Consider the following 26,330-nt stretch of genomic DNA (forward strand, 5'->3'; position numbering starts at 1 on the left):
TTGTGAAGGCGTTGAGGTTGGTGTCGGGGCGATGAACGCTCCGTGAGCTTTTCCGGGGTTGAGGGGCGATTGGGTGCGGTTGCTTTCGATTCAGACACGGGCCGCAGGTTATGCTTCCGCGATGCTTTATCTTGCCTCCCGTTCCCCCCGACGTACCCAACTGTTGACGCGCCTGGACCGACCGTTCCGGGCGCTGGACCTTGAGGTACCTGAAGTCCGTGCCGCCGATGAGTCGGCGCTTGGCTATGTGCAGCGCGTGGCCGCCGACAAGGCGCAGGCCGGGCTGGCCCTGGTGGCCGCCGATGCCGAGGCGGTGGTGATCGGCTCGGACACCGAAGTGGTGCTGGACGGACGGGTGTTCGGCAAGCCGGTCGACGCCGAAGACGCCGCCGCCATGCTGCGCGCCCTGTCCGGGCGCACCCACCAGGTGATGACCGCGGTGGCCGTCGTGGCCCACGGCCGCCAGGACGGTGTGCTGGTGGTGTCGGAGGTGAGCTTCATCGAGATCGACGAGGCCGCCATCGCGGCCTACGTGGCCAGCGGCGAGCCGATGGGCAAGGCCGGGGCGTACGCCATCCAGGGCGGCGCCGAACGTTACATCCGCCATCTGGCGGGAAGCTATTCGGGTGTGATGGGATTGCCCCTGCAACAGACCGAGCAGTTGCTGCAGGCGTTTGGCGTTTCGCCCGCTGCTTTCACCACGCCAACGGAGGGTGTCGCCCATGTCTGAAGAAATCCTGGTCAATGTCACCCCGCGCGAAACCCGCGTGGCCGTCATCGAGAACGGCATGCTGCAGGAACTGCACATCGAACGTGGCTGGCGCCGCGGGGTGGTGGGCAACATCTACAAGGGCAAGGTGCAGCGGGTGATGCCGGGCATGCAGGCGGCCTTCGTCGAAGTGGGCCTGGAGCGCGCGGCGTTCCTGCACGCCAACGATGTGATCCGCCCGGCCCCGGTGGCCAGCCCGGATACCGAGGGCACCACGTTGCCGCCGCCGTCGTCGGTGCCGATCGTGGAGCTGCTGCGCGACGGCCAGGACATCGTGGTGCAGGTGGTCAAGGACCCGATCGGGACCAAGGGTGCGCGCCTGACCACCCAGATCAGCATTCCCTCGCGTTACATGGTGCTGCTGCCGCAGTCCAAGGTGGTCGGGGTCTCGGCGCGGATCGAGGACGAGGCCGAGCGCGCACGCCTGAAGTCGCTGGTCACCGAACTGTCGGCCCAGCACGGGGGCTACGGCTACATCGTGCGTACCAACGCCGAGGGCCAGCCGGCCGAAGCCATCGCCGAGGACGTGGCCTACCTGTCGCGGGTCTGGAACGTGGTGGAGCGGCGCGGCCGCGATGCCGCTCCGCTCAGCGTGATCTACGAAGACCTCAGCCTGCCGCTGCGCTCGGTGCGCGACCTGATCCGCAAGGACGTGGACAAGGTGAAGGTGGACTCCAAGGAAACCTTCACCCAGCTGCAGGCGTTCGTGGCCAAGTACATGCCGGTGCTGGCCGAGAAGATCGAGCTGTACAGCGGCGACCGGCCCATCTTCGACATGTTCGGGGTGGAGGACGAGATCGGCCGTGCGCTGGACAAGCAGGTGCCGCTCAAGTCCGGTGGCTACCTGGTGATCGACCAGACCGAGGCGATGACCACCATCGACGTCAACACCGGGTCGTTCCTGGGCCAGCGCAACCTGGAAGAGACGGTGTTCCGCACGAATCTGGAAGCGGCGCAGGCGGTGGCCCGCCAGCTGCGGCTGCGTAACCTGGGCGGCATCATCATCATCGACTTCATCGACATGGATGACGCAGAGCATCGCCGCCAGGTGCTGCGCACCCTGGAAAAAGCCCTGGCGCGCGACCACGCCAAGACCACCGTCTACGATTTCTCGCCGCTGGGCCTGGTCGAAATGACCCGCAAGCGCACCGTGGAAAGCCTGGAGCGGCAGCTGTCCGAGCCGTGCCCGGAGTGCAGCGGGCGCGGGTCGATCAAGACCGCTGAAACGGTCACCTATGAGATCTTCCGCGAAATCACCCGCGCGGTGCGCCAGTTCGATGCGGCCCGCCTGCTGGTGATCGCCTCGTCCAAGGTGGTGGCGCGCATCACCGATGAGGAATCCACGGCCGTGGCCGAGCTGGAGGAGTTCCTTGGCAAGTCGATCCGCTTCCAGGCCGACGAGCAGTACCTGCAGGAGCAGTTCGATGTTGTGTTGCTCTGATTCCCGCCCACTGGCGCGCGTGCGCGCCGGTGCCTTCGCGTTGCGATGAGCACGCCGCTCCGACTGCGACTGCGAAGGATTCGCCGCCATGCCGTGTATGCATTGGCGATCGTGTTGGTGTGCGTGGCGGTGCTGGTGGGCACCGTCAGTCAAGTGTTGCCGTTCGCCGAGCGCCACCCCGACAAGGTGGCGGCCTGGTTGAGCGCGCGTGCCGGGCAGCCGGTGCGCTTCGATCATCTGGATACCGCCTGGACCCGCCGCGGGCCCCTGCTGGAACTGAAGGGCCTGCGCATCGGCGAAGGGCAGGGCATCGCCATCGGCGAGGCCGAGGTGCTGGTGTCGATGTATGCCGGGCTGCTGCCGGGCCACTCGCTGACCGAACTGCGCCTGCGCGGCCTGGCCCTGGTGCTGCAGCGGGCCGACGATGGCCGCTGGTCGGTGCGCGGGCTGCCGCAGGCCGGCAGCGGCGACCCGCTCGAGGCGCTGCGTCGCCTCGGCGAGCTGCAGGTGATCGGCGGTCGGCTGCGGGTGGATGCGCCCTCGTTGAACCTGCAGGCCGAGCTGCCGCGCATCGACCTGCGCCTGCGCGTGAATGGCCAACGCCTGCGCGTGGGCGCGCGCGCGTGGGCCGACGTCAACGGCCAGCCGCTGACGGCCGTGCTGGACTTCGACCGCCGCCACGGTGATGGCCAGGCCTGGTTGTCGGCCGACCCGGCCGATTTCCGCGCCTGGTCGCACCTGCTCCAGTTCGCCGGGGTATCGCTGCAGCAAGGCACCGGGGAGCTCAATGCCTGGGTCGACCTGCGCGACCACCGCCCGGTGATGGTCACCGCCGACGCCGACCTGCAGGATCTGCGGCTGCGCGGCGCCCCGCTGGCCGATGGCAAACGCCCGCAGCTGGCGCTGGATACCCTGCAGCTGCGCGCGCGCTGGCGCTGGGTGACCGGCGGCTGGCGCGCCGACGCGCCGCAGCTGCGCATCGGCCTGGCCGGCAGCAGCGAGGTGCAGCGCCTGGACGGCCTGCTGCTGGCCGGCGGCCAGCACATGGCCCTGGCCGGCGACAACATCGATGCCACCGCGCTGCTGCGCGGGCTGGCGCTCAGCGATCGCATCGAACCAGGTCTGCGTGAGTGGCTGCAGCACGCCGCGCCGCATGCGCGCATGACCCAGGTGCGGGTCGCCGCCGAACGCGGCGGCCCGGTGTCGATCCAGGGCGAACTGGCCGACGTCGGCTTTGCACCGTCCGGGCATGCGCCCGGGCTGAGTGGCGTGGGCGGGCGCTTCAGCGCCGACGCCGACGGTTTCCAGCTGGACCTGCAACCGAACCGGGTGATGCACTTCGACTGGCCCACCGGCTTCGGCCAGCGCCACGACGTGCGCCTGGCCGGGCAGCTGGTGGGCTGGCGCGACGAAGCCGGCGGTTGGCGGTTCGGCACCCCGGCGCTGCGCGTGCAGGGCACCGACTACGCCGCCGATGTGCGCGGCAGTGTCTGGTTCCAGGGCGACGGCACCCGGCCGTGGCTGCAACTGGCCGCGCGCATCGACGACGTGCCGATGACCGTGGCCAAGCGCTTCTGGATCCACTCCAGGATGAGCAAGGGGGCCACCGACTGGCTGGATGCCGCGCTGGTGGCCGGGCAGGTCCGCAACGGCGTGGGCCTGGTCAGCGGTGACCTCGACGACTGGCCGTTCGACCGCAACAACGGTCGCTTCGAGGCCACCGGGCATATCAGCAACGGCACCATCCGCTTCCAGCATGACTGGCCGGCCATGGGCAAGGTGGACGCCGACATCGCCTTCATCGGGCCCGGCTTTGAACTGCACGGCGGCGGCGACCTGGCCGGCGTGGCGGTGAACCACTTCGATGCCGGTATCGTGGATTTCGGCGAAACCCCGCTGTACGTGAAGGCCACCACCCAGACCGAGACCGGGGCCCTGCTGGCGATGCTCAAGCAGAGCCCGCTGCACGCCACCTATGCCGAGACCCTGGACAATCTAACCGCCAAGGGCCCGGCCAAGGTCAGCTATGACCTGCTGCAGCCGCTGCATCCCGACCAGGGGCCGGGCCACATGCTGGGCACGGTCGACCTGCAGGGCGTGGCGCTGACCGAAAAACGCTTCGCGCTGGCCTTCGACGGCATGCGGGGCCAGGCCCGCTACAGCCGCGACGGTTTCGGTGCCGAAGGGCTCAACGTGCGCCACCTGGGCCAGGACGGGCTGCTCAGCCTGCGCGCCGGGGGCTTCGTGCGCGACCCGCAGCAGGCCTTCGAATCCGAACTCACCGCGTCGCTGGATGCCGGTGCCTTGCTGGACCGCGCGCCCGAGTTGAACTGGCTCAAGCCCTACATCGCCGGCAACGCGCGCTGGACGATCGGGGTGACCCTGCCCAAGGTGGCCGCCGGCGCGAAGACCGAGCCGCCGACCCTGCTGACCCTGCGGTCGGACCTGGTCGGCACCCGCCTGGACCTGCCGGCGCCGCTGGACAAGGACCCGGGCGTGCCGCTGGCAACCACGGTCAACGCCCAGCTGCCGATGGGCAGCGGCCGGGTGGACGTGGCCTTTGGCCAGCGCCTGGCCCTGGCCGCCCGCACCCACAACAACCAGACCGGCGTGCAGGTGACGCTGGGCAGCGACCGGGTCGACCGCGACCCGCCGGCCAGTGGGCTGGCGGTCAATGGCCGCAGCGGGTCGCTGGATGCCCTGGAATGGATCGGCCTGGCGCGCACGCCCGATGGCGGTGACGGCAAGGACGCCATGCCGTTGCGCCAGGTGGATGTGCAGGTCGGGCAGCTGCTGCTGGCCGGGGGCGTGTTCGCGCAGACCCGGCTGCAGCTGCGGCCTACGCCGTCCACGGTGGAAGTGCGCCTGGACGGCCCCTCGCTGGCGGGCACCCTGAGCGTGCCCAATGCCGAGGGCGGCACCATCGTCGGCAAGCTCAGCCGCGTGCATTGGCAGTCGCTGCCGACCCCGGCCAAGGTGCCCTCCGATGGCGCACCGATCCTTCTGCCGCCCGATGCCACCCTGCCGGCCCGGGTCCAGGCCAGTGCCAACGACACCAACCCGGCGAAGATTCCGCCGCTGGCGCTGGACATCGAGGACCTGCAGTTCGGCAAGGCCAAGCTGGGCCAGGCGGTGCTGCGCACGCGCCCGTTCGGCAACGGCCTGAGCGTGGACCAGCTGCAGTTCCGCGCGCCCAAGCAGGCCATCGACATCCAGGGCCGCTGGCTGGGCATGGGCGCCGCTGCACGCACCCAGGTCAATGTGGACGTGAAAAGCGAGGACCTGGGCGGCCTGATGCAGAACCTCGACTACGGCGGCCAGCTGCGCGGTGGCCAGGGCCAGCTCAGCCTGGACGCCGGTTGGCAGGGCGGTCCGTCGGACTTCCAGCTGGGCGCGCTGCAGGGGCAGATGCAGGTCCACGCGCGCAACGGCCAGTTGCTGGAGCTGGAGCCCGGCGCCGGGCGTGTGCTGGGCCTGCTCAGCGTGACCCAGCTGCCGCGCCGGTTGATGTTCGATTTCCGTGACTTCTTCTCCAAGGGCTTTGCCTTCAACCAGGTCGAGGGCGCGCTCGAGTTCGCCAACGGCATGGCCACCACCGACAAGGTGCTGATCGAAGGCCCGGCGGCCAACATCAGCATCCGCGGCCAGACCGACCTGCGCCGCCAGCAGTTCGACCAGACCATCGACGTCAACCCGCGTGCCGGCAACCTGCTCACCGTGGTCGGCGCGGTCGCCGGCGGACCGGTGGGCGCCGCCGTGGGTGCGGCGGCCAATGCGGTGCTGGGCAAGCCGCTGGGGGCGATCGGGGCCAAGACCTACCGGGTAACCGGCCCCTGGGCCGAACCCAAGGTCGAGGTGATCGACCGTGACGATGCCCCGCCGCCACGGGCGGCTCCCGCTGCGTTGCCGCCCCCGGTACGCTGACCTCCTTTCCCGCGCCCGGGTTGCGAACGTGGCCCGCGCCCTCAGATAGATGACATGACCGATAACGCACTTACCCTTGCAAACGACCGCCTGCTGCTGCCCGCCGGGCTCGATGCCGGTGGACTGGAACGTACCTTCGGCACCCTGCTGGGCCCGGGCATCGATTTTGGCGATCTGTATTTCCAGCACGCCCGGCGCGAAAGCTGGAGCGTGGAGGACGGCATCGTCAAGGACGGCGCCCATTCGATCGAGCAGGGCGTCGGCGTGCGCGCCATCGCCGGCGAAAAGACCGGCTTTGCCTACTCCGACGACATCCACCGCGACGCGCTGCTGGCGGCGGCGCAGTCGGCCCGCGCGATCTCACGCGAGGGCGGGGCGCAGCAGGCGCGCTCGCTGGTGCGTGGCAACGGCCGCGCGCTGTACCCGGCGCTGGACCCGATCGACGGCATGGGCAACGAAGCCAAGGTCGAGGTGCTCAAGCGCCTGGACCGGTACCTGCGCGCCGCCGACCCGCGCGTGCAGCAGGTGATGGTGAGCCTGTCCGGCGGCGTGGACACGGTGCTGATCGCGCGCAGCGACGGCGTGCTGGCGGCCGACATCCGGCCGCTGGTGCGGCTGAACGTGCAGGTGATCGTGGAGCAGCACGGGCGCCGCGAGTCCGGCTATTCCGGCGGCGGCGGCCGTTACAGCTATGCCGAACTGTTCGCCGACGACCGCCCCGAGCGGTTTGCCCGCGAAGCGCTGCGCCAGGCGCTGGTGAACCTGGAGGCGATCCCGGCCCCGGCCGGGGTGATGACCGTGGTGCTCGGCCCGGGCTGGCCCGGCGTGCTGCTGCACGAGGCGGTGGGCCACGGCCTGGAAGGCGACTTCAACCGCAAGGGCACCAGCGTCTATGCCGGCCGCGTGGGCGAGCGCGTGGCGGCCCCGGGCGTGACCATCGTCGATGACGGCACCCTGGACGGGCGCCGCGGTTCGCTCAACATCGACGACGAGGGCCATCCCACCCAGTGCACCACGCTGATCGAGGACGGCATCCTGGTCGGCTACATGCAGGATTCGCTCAACGCGCGCCTGATGGGCGTGGCCCCGACCGGCAACGGCCGCCGTGAATCGTTCGCGCACATGACCATGCCGCGCATGACCAACACCTACATGCGCGCCGGCCAGCACGATCCGGAAGAAATGATCCGCTCGGTGAAGAAGGGTCTGTACGCGGTCAATTTCGGCGGCGGCCAGGTCGACATCACCAGCGGCAAGTACGTGTTCTCGGCCACCGAGGCCTACCTGATCGAGGACGGCAAGGTGACCGCGCCGGTGAAGGGCGCCACGCTGATCGGCAACGGGCCGGAAACCATGCAGAAGGTCCGCATGATCGGCAACGACCTGGCCCTGGACGAGGGCGTGGGGATCTGCGGCAAGGATGGCCAGAGCGTGCCGGTGGGCGTGGGCCAGCCGTCGCTGCTGATCGATGGCATCACCGTGGGCGGCACCCAGGCCTGAGCCAGGCGATGCGCCCGTGCTGCCGGTTCGAGCGCCCCGCGGGGGCCAGCCCTGGGCTGGCACCGCCGCGTGGGCAGCCGGGCTCAGTCTTCGGCGGTGTCGTCGCCGTCCTGGTCGTGCCGGTCGTCCTGGTCATCCAGGTCGTCGGCCGAGGTCAGGTTGGCCGCATCCAGGCCCAGCGCGGCCGGCAGCAGCAGCGTCCGCAGCAGCTGGTAGATCTCGCGGTAGGCGCGCGGCGGCTTGTTCTTGGCTTTCTCGGCCTGGGCGTTGCGCACCAGCGTGCGCAGCTGCTGGCGGTCGGCATGCGGGTATTCGTCCAGCAGCGCGCCCAGCGCCTTGTCGCCGTCCTTCAACAGGCGCTCGCGCCAGTCTTCCACGCGGTGCATGGTGGCCACTTCACGGCGCGAGGTTTCGCTGTTGGCATCCAGCGCATCGCGGATGGCATCCAGCGCGGCATCGTCCTCGCGGCGCATGTGCTTGGCCAGGAACGCCAGCTGGCGCTTGTGGGCGATGTGCGCGGTGATGCGCTTGGCCTCGGCGATATGCGGCAGCAGGTCTTCGGGCACCGGCACCCGGGCCAGCTGGGCCGGGGTCAGCGCGACCAGCTTCTCGCCGAGCGCCAGCACGTCCAGGGCGTCCCGGCGGTTCTGGCTACGGCTGATGTCTAGGAATTCACCGGTATCTTCGTCGCGTCCGCGCATCGTCTTATTTCCACATCCGTAAACTGTGCCCCGCGTTGCGCCAGGCACTCACCCGTACAGGATAAAGCATTGAACGTGATCTCCCCTGAAGTCTCCCCGGCCGACGACAGCCTGCAGCGCCTGGAACAGCTGGCCGACATCTCCCAACGCCTGCTGGAACGGGCCAAAGCCATGGGCGCCAGCCAGGCCGAGGTCAGCTGCAGCGACGAGCGCGGCCTGGACGTGAATGTGCGCCTGGGCGAGGTGGAAACGGTGGAATCCACCCGCGACCGCGGCATTGCGGTGACCGTCTACTTCGGCCAGCGCAAGGGCAGCGCCAGCACCGCCGACCTGCAGGACGCCAGCCTGGAATCGACCGTGGCCCAGGCCTGCGCCATTGCCCGGCACACCGAGGACGACGCCGCGGCCGGGCTGGCCGAGGCCGCCCTGATGGCGCGCGCGTTCCCCGATCTGGACGGCTGGCACCCCTGGGACCTGGGCGCCGACGAGGCGCTGGACCTGGCCCTGGCCTGTGAAGCGGCCGGGCGCGAGGCCGATGGCCGCATCAGCAACTCCGATGGCGCCTCGGCCGCCACCTCGCAGAGCCTGTCGGTGTACGCCAATTCACATGGTTTCATCGGCCGCGAGCGCAGCAGCCACCACTCGGTGGGCTGCGCGCTGATCGCCGGGCAGGGCGACGGCATGCAGCGCGATGGCTGGTACAGCAGCGCGCTGGCCCGTGAAGACCTGGAATCGGCCGCCGCGATCGGCCGCCGTGCCGCCGAACGCACCGTGGCCCGGCTGCAGCCGCGCTCCATGGCGACCGCGCAGATGCCGGTGCTGTATTCGCCGGAGGTAGCGCGGTCGTTGATCGGCAGCCTGCTTGGCGCGGTATCCGGCGGCGCGCTGTACCGGCGGGCCAGCTTCCTGCTCGACAGCGTCGGCACCCGCCTGTTCCCGGACTGGTTCCAGGTGGAGGAGCTGCCGTTGCTGCGCCGCGGGCTGCGTTCGTCGGCGTTCGACGGTGATGGCGTGGCCACCCGCAACGCGGCGTTGATCACCGACGGCGTGCTGCAGCGCTACATCCTGGGCAGTTACTCGGCGCGCAAGCTGGGCCTGACCACCACCGGCAATGCCGGCGGCGTGCACAACCTGAAGGTGGCGGCCAATGCCGGCGACCTGGCCTCCATCGCCCGGCAGATGGGCGAGGGCCTGCTGGTCACCGAGCTGATGGGCCAGGGCGTCAACGGGGTGACCGGCGACTACTCGCGCGGTGCCGGTGGCTTCCGCGTGGAGAACGGCGAAATCAGCTATCCGGTCGATGGCGTCACCATTGCCGGCAACCTCAAGGACATGTTCGCGAGCATCGAGGCCGTGGGCAGTGACGTGGACCGTCGCTCGCACGTGCAGGTCGGTTCGATCCTGGTCGGGCGGATGACCGTTGCAGGCAACGATTGACGTATCCTATCCCGGCTGCTCTGGCAGGCGGGGAGCCTGTCGCGCAATACCTACACACACCGAACAAGGAGTTTCACCGTGAGCGAATTCGACAACGTCACCGCCCCGCCGCCGGCCCCGACCGGCACCGCGCCGGCCGATCAGCGCACCATGGCGCTGGTGGCCCACATCCTGGGCATCTTCACCTGGTTCATCGGCCCGCTGATCATCTGGATGATCAACAAGGATGACAGCAGCAAGTCGTTCGTGACCGACCAGGCCAAGGAAGCGCTGAACTTCCAGATCACCATCACCATCGCGATGCTGATTTCGTTCGTGCTGATGATCGTGATCATCGGCGGCCTGCTGGCCCCGCTGGTCGGCATCCTGAACCTGGTCTTCTGCATCATCGCCGCGGTGAAGGCGAACAACGGCGAAGCGTACCGCTACCCGTTCACCCTGCGCCTGATCAAGTAATCAGTCCCGCAGTGTGGAAACAAAAAACGCCCGGCACTGCCGGGCGTTTTTTTGGCTGGCATCTCCGATCGGGCCGGCCGCGCGCGTGAGGGCCCCGCACCCGCCGGTAGGCCCCTGGTGCAAATGTCCCCCGGCCGCGTGGCGCGGCCTCCTCCTTTATTTTGCCCAGGAGCCTACCGGCGGCTACGGGGCTCGGCTTGCGGTGCGCAGGTGGACGCGACGCTTTTGGGACGGTGGTCGGCGGGTCGGGTGCTGGGCCCCGATGCCCTTGGAGGCGAAATCAAGGGGGAGGGGGCGGCCGCAGGCCGACGCCGGAGGACATTCGCCGGAAAGGGTATCGGGGCCCAGCGCCCGACCCGCCGACAGCTGCGTCTGCAAAGGGCTAAAGCACGTTTCTGCTCGCCCCGCATAGGGGCGAAGGACCTTTTCTGTGTGGTGCTGTTTGCCGCTCAGTGATCGCGTTCGACCGCCAGCCGCCCCAGCGCACGCAAGGCATCGGCGCGTTCGTCGTAGCCGGCCAGGCTGTCGTGCATGCGTTGGCTGAGTGCGGCCAGTTCGGCCTTGGCGCCATCCATGCCGAGCAGGGCGGGGAAGGTCGACTTGGCCTGCGCCTCGTCCTTGCCGGCGGTCTTGCCCAGCTGTTCGGAACTGGCTTCGACGTCCAGGATGTCATCGCGCACCTGGAACGCCAGCCCCAGTGCACTGGCGAAATCATCCAGCTGCAGCAGGTCGGTCTGCGGCGCATCGCCACACAACGCGCCCATCCGCACCGCCGCGCGGATCAGCGCACCGGTCTTCAGTGCATGCATGCGCTGCAATGAAGCCAGCGGCTGCGCATGGCCGGTGGCATCGATGTCCAGCGCCTGGCCACCGCACATGCCGGCGGCGCCGGAAGCGTGGGTCAGCGCCTGCAGGCAGTGCACGCGCAACAGCGCCGGCAGCGCGGCATCGGCCAGCAGGCCGAACGCACGCGTCTGCAGCGCATCACCGGCGAGGATCGCGGTGGCTTCGTCGAAGGCGATGTGCGTAGTGGGACGGCCGCGACGCAGCGCGTCGTCGTCCATCGCCGGCAGGTCATCGTGCACCAGCGAATAGGCGTGGATCAGTTCCACCGCCATTGCCGGTGCATCCAGTGCGTGCTCGTCGGCACCGAACACCTGGCCGCTGGCATACACCAGCAGCGGGCGCATGCGCTTGCCACCGCCGAGCACCGCGTAGCGCATCGCCTGGTGCAGGCGCTGCGGTGCGTGTTCGGGAGAAGGCAGGCTGGCGTCGAGCTGGCTTTCGATGCGGTCGCGCCAACGCGCGAACGTAGGCTCAACCATCATGGCCGGGTGGATCGAAGCGTTCGGCGGTGTCGGGGCGGGCCGGGTCGCTGAGCAGGCGCACGCGCAGTTCGGCCTGTTCCAGCGCCTGCTGGCACTGGCGGTACAGGCCGACGCCGCGCTCGTAGGCGCTGAGCGATTGTTCCAGGCTCAGATCACCGGCTTCCATCTTCTCCACCAGCTGTTCCAGCTCTTCCAGCGACTGCTCGAAGTGGACGACCGGGGAGGTTTCGTTGGGGGACTTCTTGGGCATGGGACAAGTGTGATGCGCCAACCCAGCGGGGTCAATTCACGCCGCGCCCGGGGTCCAGCGCAGCTGTGCGTGGTGTTCATCCAGCCAATGCTGCAGCGGTGCGGCGATGACCCGGTCGCCGGCCGCCATCAGCACCGCGCCGTCGAACAACAGCGGCAGCTGGCGCCGCTGCCACGGCGGCAGCCCCCGCTGTTGCAGCAGGTCCTTGAGCGCATGGGAGTGGGTGCGCCCGGGCAACTGGATACGCTCACCGCCGCGGCGCGCGCTCACCTGCAGGGGCGTGGCCAGCTGGCTGGCGCCCAACAGCTCCAGCTGGCCGCCGTCGGGCAGCGCCAAGGGCGCACGGCCATCCCAGTGCACGCTCCAGTGCGGGGGCAGCGCCAGCGTGGCCGACAGCAGGTGCAGTTCGCTGCGCCACCGGCGGATCCGCGCGCCCTGCCAGGCGAACTGGGCGTCGGCGTCGTGTGCGGCCGGCAGCAGGTCGCGCTCGATGGCGTCCACCCCGGCGGCAGGCAGCGGCGGCAGCCCGCAGTTGCGCACCCATTGGCGCAGCAGGCGGGCACGGCGTTCGCGCGGCAGCCGCAGCAGGCGCGTGCCATCCAGCACGCCGGGGGCCAGGCTGCAGCGCCGCAGGGCGTCCTGGTCGGACACGTCCAGCAACTGCTGCGCCTGCGCGCAGAGTGCGGCACTGCGTGCGAAGGCGGCATCGGCCTGCGGCCAGCGTTGCTGCAGCAGCGGCAACACGTGCAGGCGCAGGAAATTGCGGTCGGCCTCGTCGCTGGCATTGCTGGGGTCGTCAACCCAGTGCAGCGCCTGCGACTGCGCATAGGCCAGCAGCGCGGCGCGCGGCACCTGCAGCAGCGGGCGCCACACCGTACCGGTGGCAAACGGCGCCTCGCTGCGGATTGCGGCCAGCCCATCCACCCCGGACCCGCGCAGGGCGCGCAGCAGGAAGGTTTCGGCCTGGTCGTCGCGGTGATGGGCCAGGGCCAGCTGTTCGCCCGGGCGCAGGGCGCTGGCGAACGCATCGCGGCGGGCATGGCGCGCGGCCGCTTCCAGGCCGTGGCCGCTGTCGCGGGCCACGTCGACGCCGATCACCTGCAGGTCGATGTTCCAGGCCGTGCAGATCGCCTGGCAATGCTGCGCCCACGCGTCGGCAGCCGGTTGCAGGCCATGGTGCACGTGCACCGCACGCAGGCCGGCATCGCGCTGCGCAGCCGACTGCGCCAGCCAATGCAGCAGCACGGTGGAATCGAGTCCACCACTGAAGCCCACCAGGACCGGGCGGGGGGCAGCGGAGAGATGGGGCAGGGGCGAGGACATCGGTTCGGGCAGGCTCAGGCAGGGAGGCAGTATCGACGCTGCGGGCCAGGCTCGCCACGCACGGCGGTCAGGGGGTGGTCGGTTCGGGCACGCGGATGCCCTGGCGATTGATATGGAACCAGTGGCCGCCTTCCACCGGCGTGTGGCCCTCGCCGTCGGGTGTGCCGGGGCGGCAGCCATTGCAGACCTGGGCGATGCCGTCGGCGAAGGGCCAGGCGAAATCGAACGTGGCCGGGAACGCCTGCTCCAGCGCGGCGGTGAAGTAGCCGACGCGTGGGCCGATACGGCCGCGCAGCAGGCCCTCCTCAACGTAATCCGGCCCGCTGTCCCAGGTCAGCACGGCCTGGGTGCGGCCGGTACGGGTCACGTAGTGGAAGCTGCCGGCGGCATATACCGCCGCCAGCCCGTCGGCATCGTAGGGGAGATCGGGCAGGACGCTGGCGGCGATCCGTGGCGCGCCATTGACCACCTCGCAGCCGGGCAACGCCCACAGGCCGTGTTCCTCGGTGAGCACCTGGCAGGCCGGTGCCTGGGCCAGCGCGGTGCCAGCCCAGGCCAGCCCGGCCGCCAGCAACAGCGGCCGCGCGTGGCGGCCCCTGCGGCGTGCGGCCGGCGTGCGTGCCGGCATCAGTTGGCGTCGGCCTTGCGCTCGAACGCCTTCGGCGTGGGCAGGTCCACCGGCACGCCCTTGGCGTCGCATGTGCCGGCCTCGCACAGGCGCTGGCGCAGGCGCGGGGTGGCCTGCACGATCATGTGGTAGATCGTGTTCTGCTCCATGGTGCCGCGGATGGCCTTGCTGCCCGGGCCGCGTGCCCAGATGCCGACGTCTTCGCCGCCATGGGTTTCACTCTTGGTCGGCACCAGCGCTTCCTGCATGTAATCGGGGTGCTCGGTGTCCACGTGGCTCAGGTCCGGGCGACCGGCGGCCGGGTCGAAGCTGCTCGGGTTGTGCGGATACACCTTCGGGCCGGCCGGCTGCTGGTTGGTGGCGCCGGTGTAACCGGGGCCGTTGGCGTAGCTGAGCGTGGTGTAGGGCAGGCCGAGGCCGTCGCGGGCCACGTCCAGGCCGCCCACGCCGTCTTCGCCGCCCTTGTCCTTGACCTTGCCCAGGATCGGGTTGCCGCGGGCCGGGTAACCGACGAAGTTCAGGGTGTGCGAATGGTCGGCGGTGACGATGATCAGGGTGTCCTGGTCGGAGGTTGCCTCGACGGCTGCGCGCACGGCATCGGACAGGGCCACGGTATCGCTGAGGGCGCGGTACGCGTTGCCGCTGTGGTTGGCATGGTCGATGCGCGCGCCCTCGACCATCAGCACGTAGCCTTCCTTGTGCCGGGACAGGGTGCTGATGGCAGCCTTGGTCAGCTCGGCCAGGCTGGGCTCGCCGGACGGGTCGTCCTTGCGCTCGATCTCGTAGCGCATGTGGTCCGGCTCGAACAGGCCCAGCAGCGCCGGGGCATTGCGCGCGGCCTGCAGCTGCTTGGCGTTCCAGACATAGGCGCCCTGCGGGTGGGCCTGCTGCCATTCGGTGACCAGGCTGCGGCCGTCCAGGCGCTGGCCGACCTTGTCGTCATACTCGGGATCGCGCTCTTCCACGGTGGTGAATTCACCGCGGCCGCCGCCCAGGGCAACCAGCGGACCACGGCCATAGCGCGCGGTGGACAGCAGCTGCTGGGCGATGTCGGTGCAGCCGGCGGCCTTGGCGGCGTCGGGCACGTCGGTGTCGTTTTCCCAGTTGCGCTCGGGCGAGTGCGCGTAGGTGGCGGCCGGGGTGGCGTGGGTCAGGCGCGCGGTGGACACGATGCCGGTGGCCATGTGCGCGCTGTCGGCCAGCTGCAGCCAGGTCAGCAGGCCCTTGTTGAGGCTGTCGGCGCAGTCGTTGCGGGTGCCGGCGCTGACGCCGATGGCGCCCATGTGGGTCTTCACGCCGGTGGTGATGGCGGTCATGGTGCCGGCCGAATCGGGGGTCTGCGAGTCGGTGTTGTAGGTCTTGCTGAATGCGGTGGCCGGGAAGCGCTCCCAGGACAGCAGGTTCTCTTCACCCGGGTTGCCGTTGCGCTGGCCTTCGAAAATGCGCGCGGCGGCGACCGTGGTGAGGCTCATTCCGTCACCCAGGAACAGGATGACATTCTTGGCCTTGCCGTCCATGGCGCCGCTGCCGGCGGCACGGGCGGCCCCGCTGCGGTACCACCACTGGGGGGTTTCACCGGCCGGGTGGGCCACGGCGGGAACATCGATGGCAACCGCGCCGGGGGCCGTGGCGGCGGGGGTACCGGTGGCGCAGGCGCCGAGCAGCAGGGTGGTGGCGATGGCCGCCACCAGGGACGTGGAACGGGACATGGACGGGCATATCTCACAGGTGAATCGGGCGTTCATTATGCAGAACGGCGCAAGGCACGCCGATGACACGCTGATTTTCCGTGTGCGCCTCGTTCCGCGGGCGCGGTTGGGCTAAGGTGCCTAGCTGTCGAATTCTCTCTGGAAAGCTCATGAAGCTGGTTTCTGCGTGGTTGCGGATTCCGTTCTGGCAACGCGTGCTGGGCGGCTTCGTGCTGGGTGCGCTGGCCGGGTGGTTGCTGGGTCCGGCGGCCGAGGTTTGGTTCGGCCCGTTGGGCGACCTGTACGTGACGCTGATCAAGATGATCGCGGTGCCGCTGGTGTTCTTCGCGGTGATCAACGCAATCTCTTCGCTGCACGGGCAAAAGTCGGTGGCAGCCCTGGGCGGGCGCACGTTCCTGTGGTTCATCATCACCGCGGCGCTTGCGGTGTGCGTGGGGCTGGCGGTGGGCACGATCCTGCAGCCGGGCACGGGCAACCTGAGCCTGAGCATGGACCACGGCTACACGCCGCGCGAAGTGCCCAGCGTGGTGAAGGTGCTGATGGACGTGGTGCCGTCGAACGTGTTCTACGCGCTGACGGGCATTGGCACGCGGGTGAACGCGGCCGGTGAGACGGTGCTGGCGGCGGGGCGCGGGTCGATCCTGCCGGTGATCTTCTTCGCCGGGCTGCTGGGCTTTGCGATGGTGAAGCTGGGCGACAAGGTGGCCGAGGCGCGCAAGCTGACCGGGCAGATGAGCGACATCATGATCCAGGTGACGCGCTTCGTGCTGGAGATGACGCCGCTGGGAACCTTCGGGTTGATCGCCGGGCTGGTGGGCAGTTATGGGTTCGAGAAGCTGCTGCCGTTGGGCAACTTCGTGCTGGCGCTGTACGTGGCCTGCGCGTTCCATATCGTGGTGGTGTACGGCGGGCTGCTGCTGTCGCACGGGTTGAATCCGCTGAAGTTCTTCCGCGGGGCGGCGCCGGGGATGCAGGTAGCCTTCGTGAGTTCGTCGAGCTTTGCGGCGATGCCGGCGGCGATGCGGTCGATCACGCACAATCTGGGCGTGAACAAGGATTACGCGTCGTTCGCGGTGCCGTTGGGCGCGAGCATCAAGATGGATGGCTGTGGTGCGATCTATCCGGCGTTGTGCGCGGTGTTCATCGCGCAGTACACGGGGGTGCCGTTGACGCCGGAGCAGTACATCGTGGTGTTGATCGCGTCGGTGCTGGGCAGTTTCGGTACGGCGGGCGTGCCGGGCACGGCGGTGGTGATGGCGACGGTGGTGTTGAGCGCGGCGAACCTGCCGTTGGAGACCATCGGGTATCTGTATGCGATCGACCGGATCCTGGACATGATGCGCACGATGACCAATGTGACCGGGCAGATGCTGGTGCCGGTGCTGGTGGCCAAGGAGACCGGGTTGCTGGACAAGTCGGTGTACGACAATCCATCCACCAATCTGGGCGTGGACGAGTTGGAGAAACGCGCGTCCTGAGTGGTACGTTCGAAGGTGATGAGGATGGGCCCGCGAAAGCGGGCCTGTTTTTTTTTAGAAGCTGAAAGCAACTTCAACTTCAACTTCAACTGCTCAAAGCCGGTGTCCGAGTGTTGCTGGGGTGGGTCGGCATGGGTGGGTATCCGGGACACGCCGCAAGTCCCGCTCCGCGGCCCGGCCCAGCCGCTGGCGGCTGTGCGTTCGGACGCATGCGAGGCAATGCCTCGCAAGCAATGCGTCCTCACCCGTGTAGGCTCCGTCGCGCCATCCATGGCGCTCAGGGTCCCGGCTACCCACCCATGCCGACCCATCCACACTGAGTCGGTGTGCACAGGAGAGCAAGAGTTGCACTGCAAAGGCACATGCACTTCCTTTCCCCAGTTAGCCGAAGCTCGAACGCTGGTGTCGCAATGGAGTCAGAGGATTGCCGTGCTGTTGCCTGTTGCTCTGCCCACCCACCCCAGCCCAGCTTAGGAGCACAAGGCAACCGCCGCTCTTCGCCCCCGGAGTGCGTGCGACCAACCTGACTACGCGCTGTAAACGGTGTATCAGCCGGTGTAACACAGGTGATACACCCACGAAGAACCGAGCAGCGGCGGGCTTGTCGGTCGTGTGATGCGCTTGTTCAGCAGATGTTATCTCCAACGAATCTGTAACAACGCTGTTGCGGCGTTACACCCTGGGCGGCGGCGAAGGCCCGTGTTTGCTCGCGTGTGGAGTTGGCACGATTGCTGCGTTACCCCTCCGCATGTTTCGAGGAGGGCGCCATGGACAGCGTTGTTGCACACCGCACCACCACCACCACCACCACCGCACTCTGGCTGCTCGCCACCGCGCTGGCCCTGCCGATGGCCGCCCAGGCCTCCGGCGCACGCCAGGGCGTCAAAGCACAGCCCGGTGAAATCGTCCTCCTGCGCGACGTCTCCGCCCGGCCGGCCTACCGGCCCGCGCCTCCCGGCATGGCCCTCATCGCCGACCCCTCGCCCAAGCGCGAAGTCAGCCAGGCCCTGGGCACCTCCACCGGCATGGACGAACTCAGCGACGACGACTATGCATCCCTGGGCTCCAACACCGGCGCCGGCGTAACCCACACCCAGACCACCATCGAACGCGTCACCGGTACCAACGTCACCTCCACCCTGGGCAAAGTCACCGACAGCGGCATGCTCTCCGGCGGCCAGCTCAGCAACGCCATCGGCGGGCCCATGGGCGCCGTCACTGGCGCCACCCGCGGCATCGGCGACCAGGTGCGCGGCGCGCTTGCGCAGTTCCCGCTCGGCCAACCTGCGGGCGGGCCCGGCAAATGAACCGCCTGCACCGCACCCTCCTGCTGGCCACCGTCATCGCATCGCCCCTGCCGCTCCACGCGCAGCAGCCCGATGACTACGCCACCATGCTCACCTACCTCAATACCAGCCGCATCGACGGCCGCGCGCTGTCCGGCGCCGACGGTGCCATCACCGTCAACATGACCGCCGGCGACCTCAACCAGCAGGCCAACCTGCTTGGCATCGCCAACGGCACCAACGCACACATTGCCATCAACGCCCGCCAGCAACACAGCGCCAACCAGGTGCTCGGCGACGGCCCGATGGATGCCAGCGCCACCATCGGCGGACAGGCACTGAGCGGCGCCCGCGGCGTCGCCATGATCAACCAGGCCAGCGGGGCCGGCAACGCGACGCTCAACGTCGTCACCGCCACGCTGGCGCAACAGGGCATACGCGAGTCGAACGACGAGGCCCTGGCCTCATCGGGGGCGCTCGTGTCAGCAGGGGGGCAGGCGGCCGTCACTCGCGGCCGGCCGGCCGGAACCCGCAGCGTGGCGGTGGAAGCCACCGCGCTGCAGGGCTTCGACGGCGTCCTGCAACTCAATCAGATCGCGGGATCCGGCAACGCCACCGCCAATCAACTGAGCATCTCGGTGCAGTCCACCCCGTGAGTAGTCACATCCACCCGATTGTCTGTGATGAGAGAGAGGGCACCATGAACACCAACATGAAACGGACCGTACTTGCGCTGGCCATTGCCGCCGCGTCTGCTTCCGCCGGCGCCAACGGCTGGGGCAACGATCGCGACAACCAGAACCAGAATGCGAACATCAACCACGTCCACAACGTGACCGAGACGCGCACCAACACCAATACCAACACCGATACGGATACCGATTCGCGTACCTGGAACCGGACCCGCAACACCACCACCAACAACAACTCCACCAGCAATACCACCGTCAACAGCAACGTCACCCGCAACCGCAACGTTACGGTGAACGAGAACAGCAACATCCAGGCTGACGAGCGCAAGGAAAAGAACAACCACGGCGTCGACGTGAACCTTGAAAAGGACATGCGCCTGAGCTCGGATGTGAACTTCTCCGGCGACCCGGAAATCACCGGCTCGATCGACCTCGATTCGGCCGCGATCGCCATCATCGACAACCGCCAGTCGATCACCAACAACAACGCCGCCAACAGCCTGGTCACCAACAGCGCCTCGATCGCCGATGACGTCGGCGCCGATGCCTCCGGCAACCTCGGCTTCAACGTGGCAGCCGGCGACAACAACGCGCAGGACAACGCCGCCTCGCTGTCCGCGGCAGACGCCTCCTTCAGCTTCGGCATGGCCGACGCCGAAGTGTTCGTCAACCAGTACGGCGCGGGCAACACCACCCTCAACTCCGGCGTGACCAACGCTGCGGGCCTGGGCGGCAATGCCTTCAGCGGCGCCTCGGGCAACATCGGTGCCAACGTCGCCTCGGGCAACAACAACGAGCAGAAGAATGCGCTCGCTGCCTCCGTGGCCACCAGTGCCTATGCCACCTCGAGCATCAGCTCCAACCAGGTATCCACCGGCAACACCGTTGCCAACGCCGGCTACCTGCGCTCCATGACCGACACCGTCAACGTCAGCCTGCGTGGGCGCGTGGCCGGTGGCACGCTCGCCGTCGGCGCCGGTACCTACAGCGGCAGCGGCAATGCGTACCAGAAGGACAACTACTACCTGGATACCTGGAATGGTGAACTCGACCATCCGAGTGGCAATGCAACCGGCCACATCGACATGGACAACGAGATCCAGAATGCAACGGCCAACCCGAACCGGGAAGGCGTGGGCGGTATCGCCTTTGATACCGATGAGAGCGGCACCAGCCGGTTCGTCGAACTCGGCGTGGCCGATCTGTATGCCAGCTTGAGCGGCACCGTGTCCACCACCCGCTGGGTGAACGTGGATGCGACCAACACCGCGGCGTTGTCCGGCAGTGCGTTCTCCGGCGCCTCCGGCAACATCGGGGTGAACGTGGCCTCCGGTACCGGCAACCTGCAGGCCAACAGTCTGGCCCTGGCAGTTGCCCAGCCGTCCACCGGGGGCGGTGGCGGCGGCACCGGCGAGTAAGTTTGTCCGTTTTCGCAAGCAGTACGCGTTGAGCGCAACAAACCCGGCCATCCGCCAATGGCCGGGCCCCCGGGGGCCCCTGTCCCATTCTCCCCCTTTGGGGCAGGGGCTCCTTCCTTATCCGGAGCCACGCCAATGTTCAAGCACGCGCTGTACGGGTCGTTGTTGCTGCTGATGCTGCCGTTCGGCGCCGCGCGTGCCGGCGATGTCGGCTTCAGTGGCGTGCTGCCCAACGGCGCGGTGCTGACCCAGCGTGTGGAAAGCATGCAGGAACGGCGCTTCCGCAACGTGGTGCGGCAACACACCGATTACAGCTGTGGCGCGGCGGCCCTGGCCACGATCCTGCGATACGCCTACCACCTGGAGGCGGACGAAGGAACGGTGATCGAAGGCATGATGGGGGTTTCGGACCCGCAACTGGTCCACCAGCGGGGGTTCTCGCTGCTGGACATCAAACGTTACGTTGAATCGATGGGCATGCGCGGACGCGGCTACCGCGTCAACGAAGAGCGCCTGCGCTCACTGCGCGTGCCCGGTCTGGTGTTGATGGATGTGCGTGGCTTCCGCCATTTCGTGGTCCTCAAGCAGGTCCGCAACGATGTGGTGGACGTGGCCGACCCGATCCTGGGCAACCGCAGCATTCCCGTCAGCGAATTTCTGCAGGCGTGGCCGTCGCGCGCCGTGTTCATCGTGATCGGGAGTGACTTCGATCGCAACACGGTGCTGCTGCAGCCCGGCGAACGGCCCAGTGCGCGCTCGCTGTATGCCCGGCAGGGGCCGATCACCGACGCGGAGTTGGTGGATTTCGGCTTCACCCATGCCGACTTGTTCTAGGAGGCACCATGAATATCGCACGCTGGACGCACGGTGTATTGCTGCTGACCCTGCTGGGGGCCCTGCCGGCACACGCCGATGAAGGACGGCCCGGCAAGGGCCTCAGTGAAATCCCCGATCCCGAACTGAGCCTGATGCGCGGGCGCTACACGGTCAATGGCAGTAGCGTGGCGTGGTTCGGGGTGACCATGATCACCCAGTGGAACAGCGGCAACCAGGCCGCCACCAGCGCGCTCACCCTGGGCATGGATTTCCGTGCCGGCGGTGCGCCGAAGGTGAGCTTCACCCCGTCGGTGACGGTCACTGCCGCCGATGCGCCGCTGCCGGTCTCCACCGGGCGCAGCATCGATGCCAGCGGCCTGCAGAACGTGGCCGGGTTGACCCAGAGCATCCAGGTTGCCGGTGACGGCAACGTGGCCAGCAATACCACCCACCTCAACGTGCGCGACGGCGATGCACCCGCACCGGCGGCGCAGGGCCAGCACCTGGCCAGCCTGCAGCAGGGCGGGGTCAGCGCGGTGGCGCAACTGGACGGCAACAACGCCAAGGTGCAGCTGCAGATCGACGGCGTCGGCGCGGTACAGCAGTGGATCCGCAGCGGCAGTGTCGGGCAGAGCATCGCCCTGGGCAGCGACGGCCAGGCCGTAAGCAATCGCATGCAGATCGATCTTGTCCGGCAATCGCTGGCCAGCAACGTCCCGCTCAGCCAGAACGTGGCCCAGGCGATGACGCTGGTGCGGGGTGTCGGCATGGGTCCCGGCCAGTAGTCCCCGTGGCCGGGCAGGGGGAGTGACACCACAACGTGGACCAAGGCAATGCATACCTCGACACGCGTAACACCGCTGGCGCTGGCGGCGCTGGCACTGATGGCCGCGGCCGGCGCGCATGCGCAGGCCGCGCCGGCCGATGAGGCCGACGTCAAGGCGCTGATCGCGCAGCTGGAAACCCTCAAGGCCAACTACGCGCAGGAAGTGCGCCGGTTGCGCGAACTGGACATGCAGGTGCAGGCGATGCAGGCCCGGCTCACGGGCAAGACCGCGCCGGTGGCCGGTGCAGCCCCGCCACCCCCACCGCTGCCCGCCGGTACCCCGGCCGCCCCCGCCAGCGCGGACGGCTACGCCAGCAGCGCCGAAGAGGCGCAGCAGGCCAAGCAGGCCTCGCGGCGCAGCGTGGATGACGTGAAGCAACAGCAGGCGGCGTTGTTCAGCCGACGCTTCACCGTGGAAAACAGCCTCACCTACTCGCGCTATGACCGCAAGCAGGTGACGCTCAACGGCTTCCTGGCGCTGGATGCGATCTTCCTGGGCAACATCGCCATCGAGAACGTCGAGTCGGACACGCTCACCTACAACCTGGCCGCGCGCTGGGGCGTGAGCCCCCGGCTTACCCTGAACCTGGACGTGCCCTACCTGGCGCGCAAGACCGTGTTCCAGAAGGGCGGTGCCGGCGGTTCGGCCGCGGCGATCGCCCAGGAAGAGACCACCGGCAACGGCATCGGGGATGTTGGCCTGAGCGCCAACTACCGGCTGTTCGCCGAGCATGGTCGCTGGCCGGAAACGGTGCTTACCGTAGGCGCGACCGCACCCACCGGACGCGCGCCGTATGGCCTGGACTGGAAGGTGCTGGAGCGCGACGACGATGACTTCATCCGTTTCGCGGTGCCCGAACAGCAGCCCACCGGCAACGGGGTGTGGCAGGCCAACGTGGGCCTGTCGGCGGTGAAGACCGCCGACCCGGCGATCCTGTTCGCCAATATCGGCTACATCCATTCCTTCCCGCGCAGCTTCGACGACCTGGATGCCAACCCGGATACGGTCAACCCGGGCGAGGTGAAGCTGGGCGGGTCGTACTACTTCGGTGCGGGCGTGGCATTCGCCTTCAACGAGCGCACCAGCCTGAGCATTTCCTTCAGCGACAAGCTGAGCAGCCGGGCCTCCACGCGCTACCGCGATGGGCAGTGGTTCAAGGTGATCGGCAGCGACGCCAACGCTGGCACGCTGAACCTGGGCATCACTTACGCGCTGAACCGCAATACCACGCTGGTGAGCCTGCTGGGCATCGGCCTGACCCCGGACGCGCCCGACTTCACCCTCGCCTTCAAAGTGCCGTACATGCTGTGAGTGGCGGGGTGTGCGGCTCCGTTCGGGCGTGCCGGCAGCGTCGGGGCCCCTCGGCGGCCGGCAGGCCCTTGTGCAAATGTCCCCCGGCCGACGCCTGCGCGTCGGCCTCCTCCTTTATTTTGCCAAGGACCTGCCGGCCGCCAAGGGGCTCGGCTTGCAGGATGCAACGGCGCGCTCTGCTGCCGGCTGCGAAGGTCGGTGTCGTTCGGCGCGCGACAGCTGTCGGTAGATCTGCTCAGCGCAACTCGGGGAGGGCCAGCTGGTGTTTGCGGCAGAGTCGGTAGACCGTTACCCGTGAGACCTGCATGTCGCGGGCGCAGGCGGTGATGTTGAATTCGTTCTGGCGCAGCGCGTGCAGCAGCGCGTCGCGTTCGGCCGATCTGCGTGCGTCATGCAGCAGCCGCTGCGGCATCTCCAGCTGCGCCGGCACCAGCTCCAGGTCGGCGGCACTGATCAGTTCGCCGTCGGTGACGATCGCCGCGCGCTGGATGCGGTTGAGCAGCTCACGCACGTTGCCTGGCCAGTGGAAGCGTTCCAGGGCGCGCCTGGCATCGGCGCTGAAGCCGCGTGCGCGGGTGACGTGGCGGTCGCGGAAGCTGGCCAGGAAGTGCTGGGCCAGCAGCAGGATGTCGCTGCCGCGGTCGCGCAGTGGCGGTAGCGGCAGGCGCAGGACATTCAAGCGGTAGAACAGGTCGCGGCGGAACTGGCCGCGCTCCACCGCCTGTTCCAGGTCGACGTGGGTGGCGGCCAGCACGCGAACGTCCACCGCCAGCGGCTTGTTGCTGCCGACCCGTTCGACAGTGCCTTCCTGCAGCACGCGCAGCAGATTGGTCTGCGCATCCAGTGGCAGGTCACCGATTTCATCGAGGAACACGGTGCCGCCGCTGGCGGTCTCGAACAGGCCCAGCCGGCGGTTGGCGGCGCCGGTGAAGGCGCCCCGTTCGTGGCCGAACAGTTCGGATTGGACCAACGCGGCCGGGATGGCGCCACAGTTGACGGCCAGGAACGGCCGGGCATGGCGCGGCGACAATGCGTGCAGGGCCTGGGCGGCCAGTTCCTTGCCGGTGCCGGTTTCGCCGGTGATCAGTACCGGCAGGTCGACCGGGGCGAATTTGCGGATGGCGCTGCGCGCGACCTGCAGGACGGGGCTGTCGCCGATGAGCTGCTGCGGTCCGTGCGTGGGCGGCTGCTTGGCATCGCCAGCCAGTTGCTGGAGGCGCTGGACGATGCGGGCCAGGTCCAGCGGCGCGGCAAAGGTTTCCACGCACACGGCCAGCAGTGCCTGCAGGGCGGGCGAGGGCGGCGGGGCGCCGGCGGGCAGGATGGCCAGCAGGGTCATGTGCCGGTGTTCGTCGAGCAGGGCCTGCAGGCGGGCCAGGTTGGCCGGCAAGGCGGTGCGCAGGTCGAGCAGGCCGACCACGTGGTCACTGCCGCGCATGCCGATGGCCACGCAGTCGTCGGTGGCGACGCCACGGACCTGCCAGCCTGCGGCCGCCAGGGCGGTGCGTTCGGCCGTCTGCGGAGACCCAAACCAGATTACACACCGGGCCGGAAATTCAGGGACTGCCGCCATGCGTCACCTTGTAGACGAGGATCACGGGCGGAATCTGATGCTGGTCCGGTGGCCTTGGACGTGCCGCCCCACGTCCGGGTCCGCGGCCTGGACCGACGAGGCGGGCAGGCACTTGGTTTGCTGGCTGTTGCGTGTTCGACAATGAAGGACAACGCGGGTTGGGCGCGGTAGCGGCCAATAGGCGGGGTACGCAGAAACGTGCCTTGATGCTTTCCAGGCGCAGCCGTCGGTGGATCGGGCGCTGGGCCCCCATGCCCTTTCCGGCGAATGTCCTCCGGCGTCGGCCTGCGGCCGCCCCCTCCCCCTTTATTTCGCCTCCAAGGGCATGGGGGCCCAGCGCCCGACCCACCGACAGCGCCAGAAAAGCCTGGCTTCCCCTGCTTACCGCAAGCCGAGCCCCGTAGCGGCCGGTAGGCCCCTGGGCAAAATAAAGGAGGAGGCCGCCCCGCGGCCGGGGGACATTTGCGCCAGGGCCCTGCCGGCCGCTACGGGGCCCTCACGCTCGCGACCGCCCGATCGGAGACGCCAGCCGATCCAAACGGCACCTACCCGCGTACCGTCGTGCTCACTCTGCGACGGCCCTTGCAACAGACGCTCCTCTCAAATGGGAGAAGACCCAAAAAAAAACCGCTGCAGGGCAGCGGTTTTTTTCAACAGGCGGGCGGCGGTGACTCAGAGGTCGACGCGGCGGGCCTGCATGAACTTGGCGCTCCAGTAGCCGGTCATCAGGCTGTCCACGCGGACGTCCTTGCCGGTGCTGGGGGCGTGCAGAAAGCGGCCTTCACCAACGTAGATGCCCACGTGGTCAACCCGGCCCTTGCGACCGAAGAACACCAGATCGCCGGCAGCCAGCGCGTTGCGGTCGTTGATCAGCTCGGCTTCGCCGTCATGGGCCATCTCGCGCGACACGCGCGGCAGTTCGATGCCCAGCGCGGTGCGGAACACGTAGCCCACCAGGCCGCTGCAGTCGAAACCGCTGTCCGGCGAGGTGCCGCCCCAGCGGTACGGCGTGCCCAGCAGGGTCATCGCGCGGCGCAGCAGCGACTGCACCTTGCCGTTGTCGGCCGCGCCGCCTACAACGGCGCCGTTGGCACCACTGCTGGCGTCGTAGTTGGCGAGCAGGCGGCTCAGGTCGCCGGCGAACATCGCCGAGCGGTCCATCAGGGGAATGGTGTCGTTCGCGGCCAGATGGGGAAGCAGGGCGGCGAGGGTGGCACTGGCAGCGGCGTCGGCCTTGCTGCGGGCGGGGGCGTCAGCCTTGGGCTTTGCCACCGCGGGGGATTCGGGGGTGCTGGCGCCGGCCGAAGCGGCATCGACAGCGGTGGCCGGTGCGGTCTGGGCCCAGGCCGGAAGGCTGGCCAGACAGAGCGCGAGGGCGAGAAAAACGGAGCGGGTGCAGCGCTGGGGGGCGGCGGTCTGGCCTTGGCTTGGCAGGTCGGCTGTCGTCACGCGGCGGTCACTTA

21 protein-coding genes are annotated in these 26,330 nt (G+C 68.7%); 13 read left to right on the forward strand and 8 right to left on the reverse strand.

The annotated features are described in order from the left end of the window. Positions 1–121 precede the first annotated feature (121 nt). Genes DX03_RS05795 through tldD form a run of 4 tightly spaced genes read left to right on the forward strand, consistent with a single transcriptional unit; the run spans position 122 to position 7,634 of the window. Positions 122–730 (forward strand): Maf-like protein, encoded by a 609-nt coding sequence (locus DX03_RS05795; protein ID WP_038687112.1) that lies wholly within the window; start codon positions 122–124, stop codon positions 728–730. Beyond that, complete coding sequence (rng, locus tag DX03_RS05800) at positions 723–2,210, forward strand: ribonuclease G (protein WP_038687114.1); 1,488 nt, start codon at positions 723–725, stop codon at positions 2,208–2,210. Before DX03_RS05795 ends, rng begins: the two co-directional genes overlap by 8 nt. A gap of 45 nt (positions 2,211–2,255) precedes the next feature. After that, on the forward strand, positions 2,256–6,134 hold the full coding sequence (locus tag DX03_RS05805; RefSeq protein ID WP_038687116.1) for a YhdP family protein: 3,879 nt from the start codon (positions 2,256–2,258) through the stop codon (positions 6,132–6,134). A 54-nt stretch (positions 6,135–6,188) separates the two neighbouring features. After that, positions 6,189–7,634 (forward strand): metalloprotease TldD, encoded by a 1,446-nt coding sequence (tldD, locus tag DX03_RS05810; RefSeq protein WP_038687117.1) that lies wholly within the window; start codon positions 6,189–6,191, stop codon positions 7,632–7,634. Between the two features lie 83 nt (positions 7,635–7,717). Here the strand turns inward: tldD and yjgA are convergent, their stop codons facing one another. Continuing rightward, positions 7,718–8,335 (reverse strand): ribosome biogenesis factor YjgA, encoded by a 618-nt coding sequence (gene yjgA, locus DX03_RS05815; protein WP_038687119.1) that lies wholly within the window; start codon positions 8,333–8,335, stop codon positions 7,718–7,720. 69 nt (positions 8,336–8,404) lie between these two features. Here yjgA and pmbA point away from each other — a divergent pair, with 69 nt between their 5' ends. Further along, positions 8,405–9,772 (forward strand): metalloprotease PmbA, encoded by a 1,368-nt coding sequence (pmbA, locus tag DX03_RS05820; protein WP_038687121.1) that lies wholly within the window; start codon positions 8,405–8,407, stop codon positions 9,770–9,772. A 78-nt stretch (positions 9,773–9,850) separates the two neighbouring features. Further along, positions 9,851–10,228, forward strand: a complete 378-nt coding sequence (locus tag DX03_RS05825; protein ID WP_038687123.1) for a DUF4870 domain-containing protein — start codon at positions 9,851–9,853, stop codon at positions 10,226–10,228. A 449-nt stretch (positions 10,229–10,677) separates the two neighbouring features. Here the strand turns inward: DX03_RS05825 and DX03_RS05830 are convergent, their stop codons facing one another. The 5 genes from DX03_RS05830 to DX03_RS05850 all read right to left on the reverse strand — a co-directional run bounded on the left by DX03_RS05830 (position 10,678) and on the right by DX03_RS05850 (position 15,466). Then, positions 10,678–11,556 (reverse strand): polyprenyl synthetase family protein, encoded by an 879-nt coding sequence (locus tag DX03_RS05830; protein ID WP_038687126.1) that lies wholly within the window; start codon positions 11,554–11,556, stop codon positions 10,678–10,680. After that, complete coding sequence (locus tag DX03_RS05835) at positions 11,546–11,806, reverse strand: exodeoxyribonuclease VII small subunit (protein WP_038687128.1); 261 nt, start codon at positions 11,804–11,806, stop codon at positions 11,546–11,548. The genes DX03_RS05830 and DX03_RS05835 overlap by 11 nt, the downstream gene beginning before the upstream one ends. A gap of 36 nt (positions 11,807–11,842) precedes the next feature. Beyond that, on the reverse strand, positions 11,843–13,129 hold the full coding sequence (gene tilS, locus DX03_RS05840; RefSeq protein WP_038687130.1) for a tRNA lysidine(34) synthetase TilS: 1,287 nt from the start codon (positions 13,127–13,129) through the stop codon (positions 11,843–11,845). Positions 13,130–13,196: 67 nt separating this feature from the next. Further along, entirely contained in the window at positions 13,197–13,757 is a 561-nt protein-coding gene (locus DX03_RS05845) for a hypothetical protein (RefSeq protein ID WP_038687132.1), read from the reverse strand. Further along, entirely contained in the window at positions 13,757–15,466 is a 1,710-nt protein-coding gene (locus tag DX03_RS05850; protein WP_038687135.1) for an alkaline phosphatase, read from the reverse strand. Before DX03_RS05850 ends, DX03_RS05845 begins: the two co-directional genes overlap by 1 nt. Before the next feature lie 149 nt (positions 15,467–15,615). On the opposite strand from DX03_RS05850, the gene DX03_RS05855 reads away from it, so the two are divergent. From DX03_RS05855 to DX03_RS05885, 7 genes are all read left to right on the forward strand, one after another. Further along, on the forward strand, positions 15,616–16,944 hold the full coding sequence (locus DX03_RS05855; RefSeq protein WP_038687136.1) for a dicarboxylate/amino acid:cation symporter: 1,329 nt from the start codon (positions 15,616–15,618) through the stop codon (positions 16,942–16,944). 767 nt (positions 16,945–17,711) lie between these two features. Beyond that, positions 17,712–18,251, forward strand: a complete 540-nt coding sequence (locus DX03_RS05860) for a hypothetical protein (protein WP_038687138.1) — start codon at positions 17,712–17,714, stop codon at positions 18,249–18,251. Next, positions 18,248–18,886 carry a hypothetical protein gene (locus DX03_RS05865; RefSeq protein ID WP_038687140.1) on the forward strand — a complete coding sequence of 213 codons (639 nt, stop codon included), beginning with the start codon at positions 18,248–18,250 and terminating at the stop codon, positions 18,884–18,886. Before DX03_RS05860 ends, DX03_RS05865 begins: the two co-directional genes overlap by 4 nt. 44 nt (positions 18,887–18,930) lie before the next feature. Continuing rightward, positions 18,931–20,340, forward strand: a complete 1,410-nt coding sequence (locus DX03_RS05870; RefSeq protein WP_038687142.1) for a hypothetical protein — start codon at positions 18,931–18,933, stop codon at positions 20,338–20,340. A gap of 135 nt (positions 20,341–20,475) precedes the next feature. Further along, entirely contained in the window at positions 20,476–21,174 is a 699-nt protein-coding gene (locus DX03_RS05875) for a C39 family peptidase (RefSeq protein WP_038687144.1), read from the forward strand. Between the two features lie 8 nt (positions 21,175–21,182). Beyond that, positions 21,183–21,941, forward strand: coding sequence for a hypothetical protein (locus tag DX03_RS05880; RefSeq protein ID WP_038687146.1), 759 nt, complete (start codon positions 21,183–21,185; stop codon positions 21,939–21,941). Positions 21,942–21,989: 48 nt separating this feature from the next. Further along, positions 21,990–23,294, forward strand: a complete 1,305-nt coding sequence (locus DX03_RS05885) for a hypothetical protein (protein WP_038687148.1) — start codon at positions 21,990–21,992, stop codon at positions 23,292–23,294. Between the two features lie 235 nt (positions 23,295–23,529). On the opposite strand, the gene DX03_RS05890 is transcribed toward DX03_RS05885, so the two are convergent. Further along, the gene (locus tag DX03_RS05890) at positions 23,530–24,867 is read right to left on the reverse strand and encodes a sigma-54 interaction domain-containing protein (RefSeq protein ID WP_038687150.1); all 1,338 of its coding nucleotides are present in this window, start codon (positions 24,865–24,867) and stop codon (positions 23,530–23,532) included. A 672-nt stretch (positions 24,868–25,539) separates the two neighbouring features. Next, entirely contained in the window at positions 25,540–26,316 is a 777-nt protein-coding gene (locus DX03_RS05895; RefSeq protein ID WP_038687151.1) for a C40 family peptidase, read from the reverse strand. Positions 26,317–26,330 lie beyond the last annotated feature (14 nt).

It is taken from the genome of Stenotrophomonas rhizophila, from assembly GCF_000661955.1.
GTDB classification, from domain to species: Bacteria; Pseudomonadota; Gammaproteobacteria; order Xanthomonadales; family Xanthomonadaceae; genus Stenotrophomonas; species Stenotrophomonas rhizophila.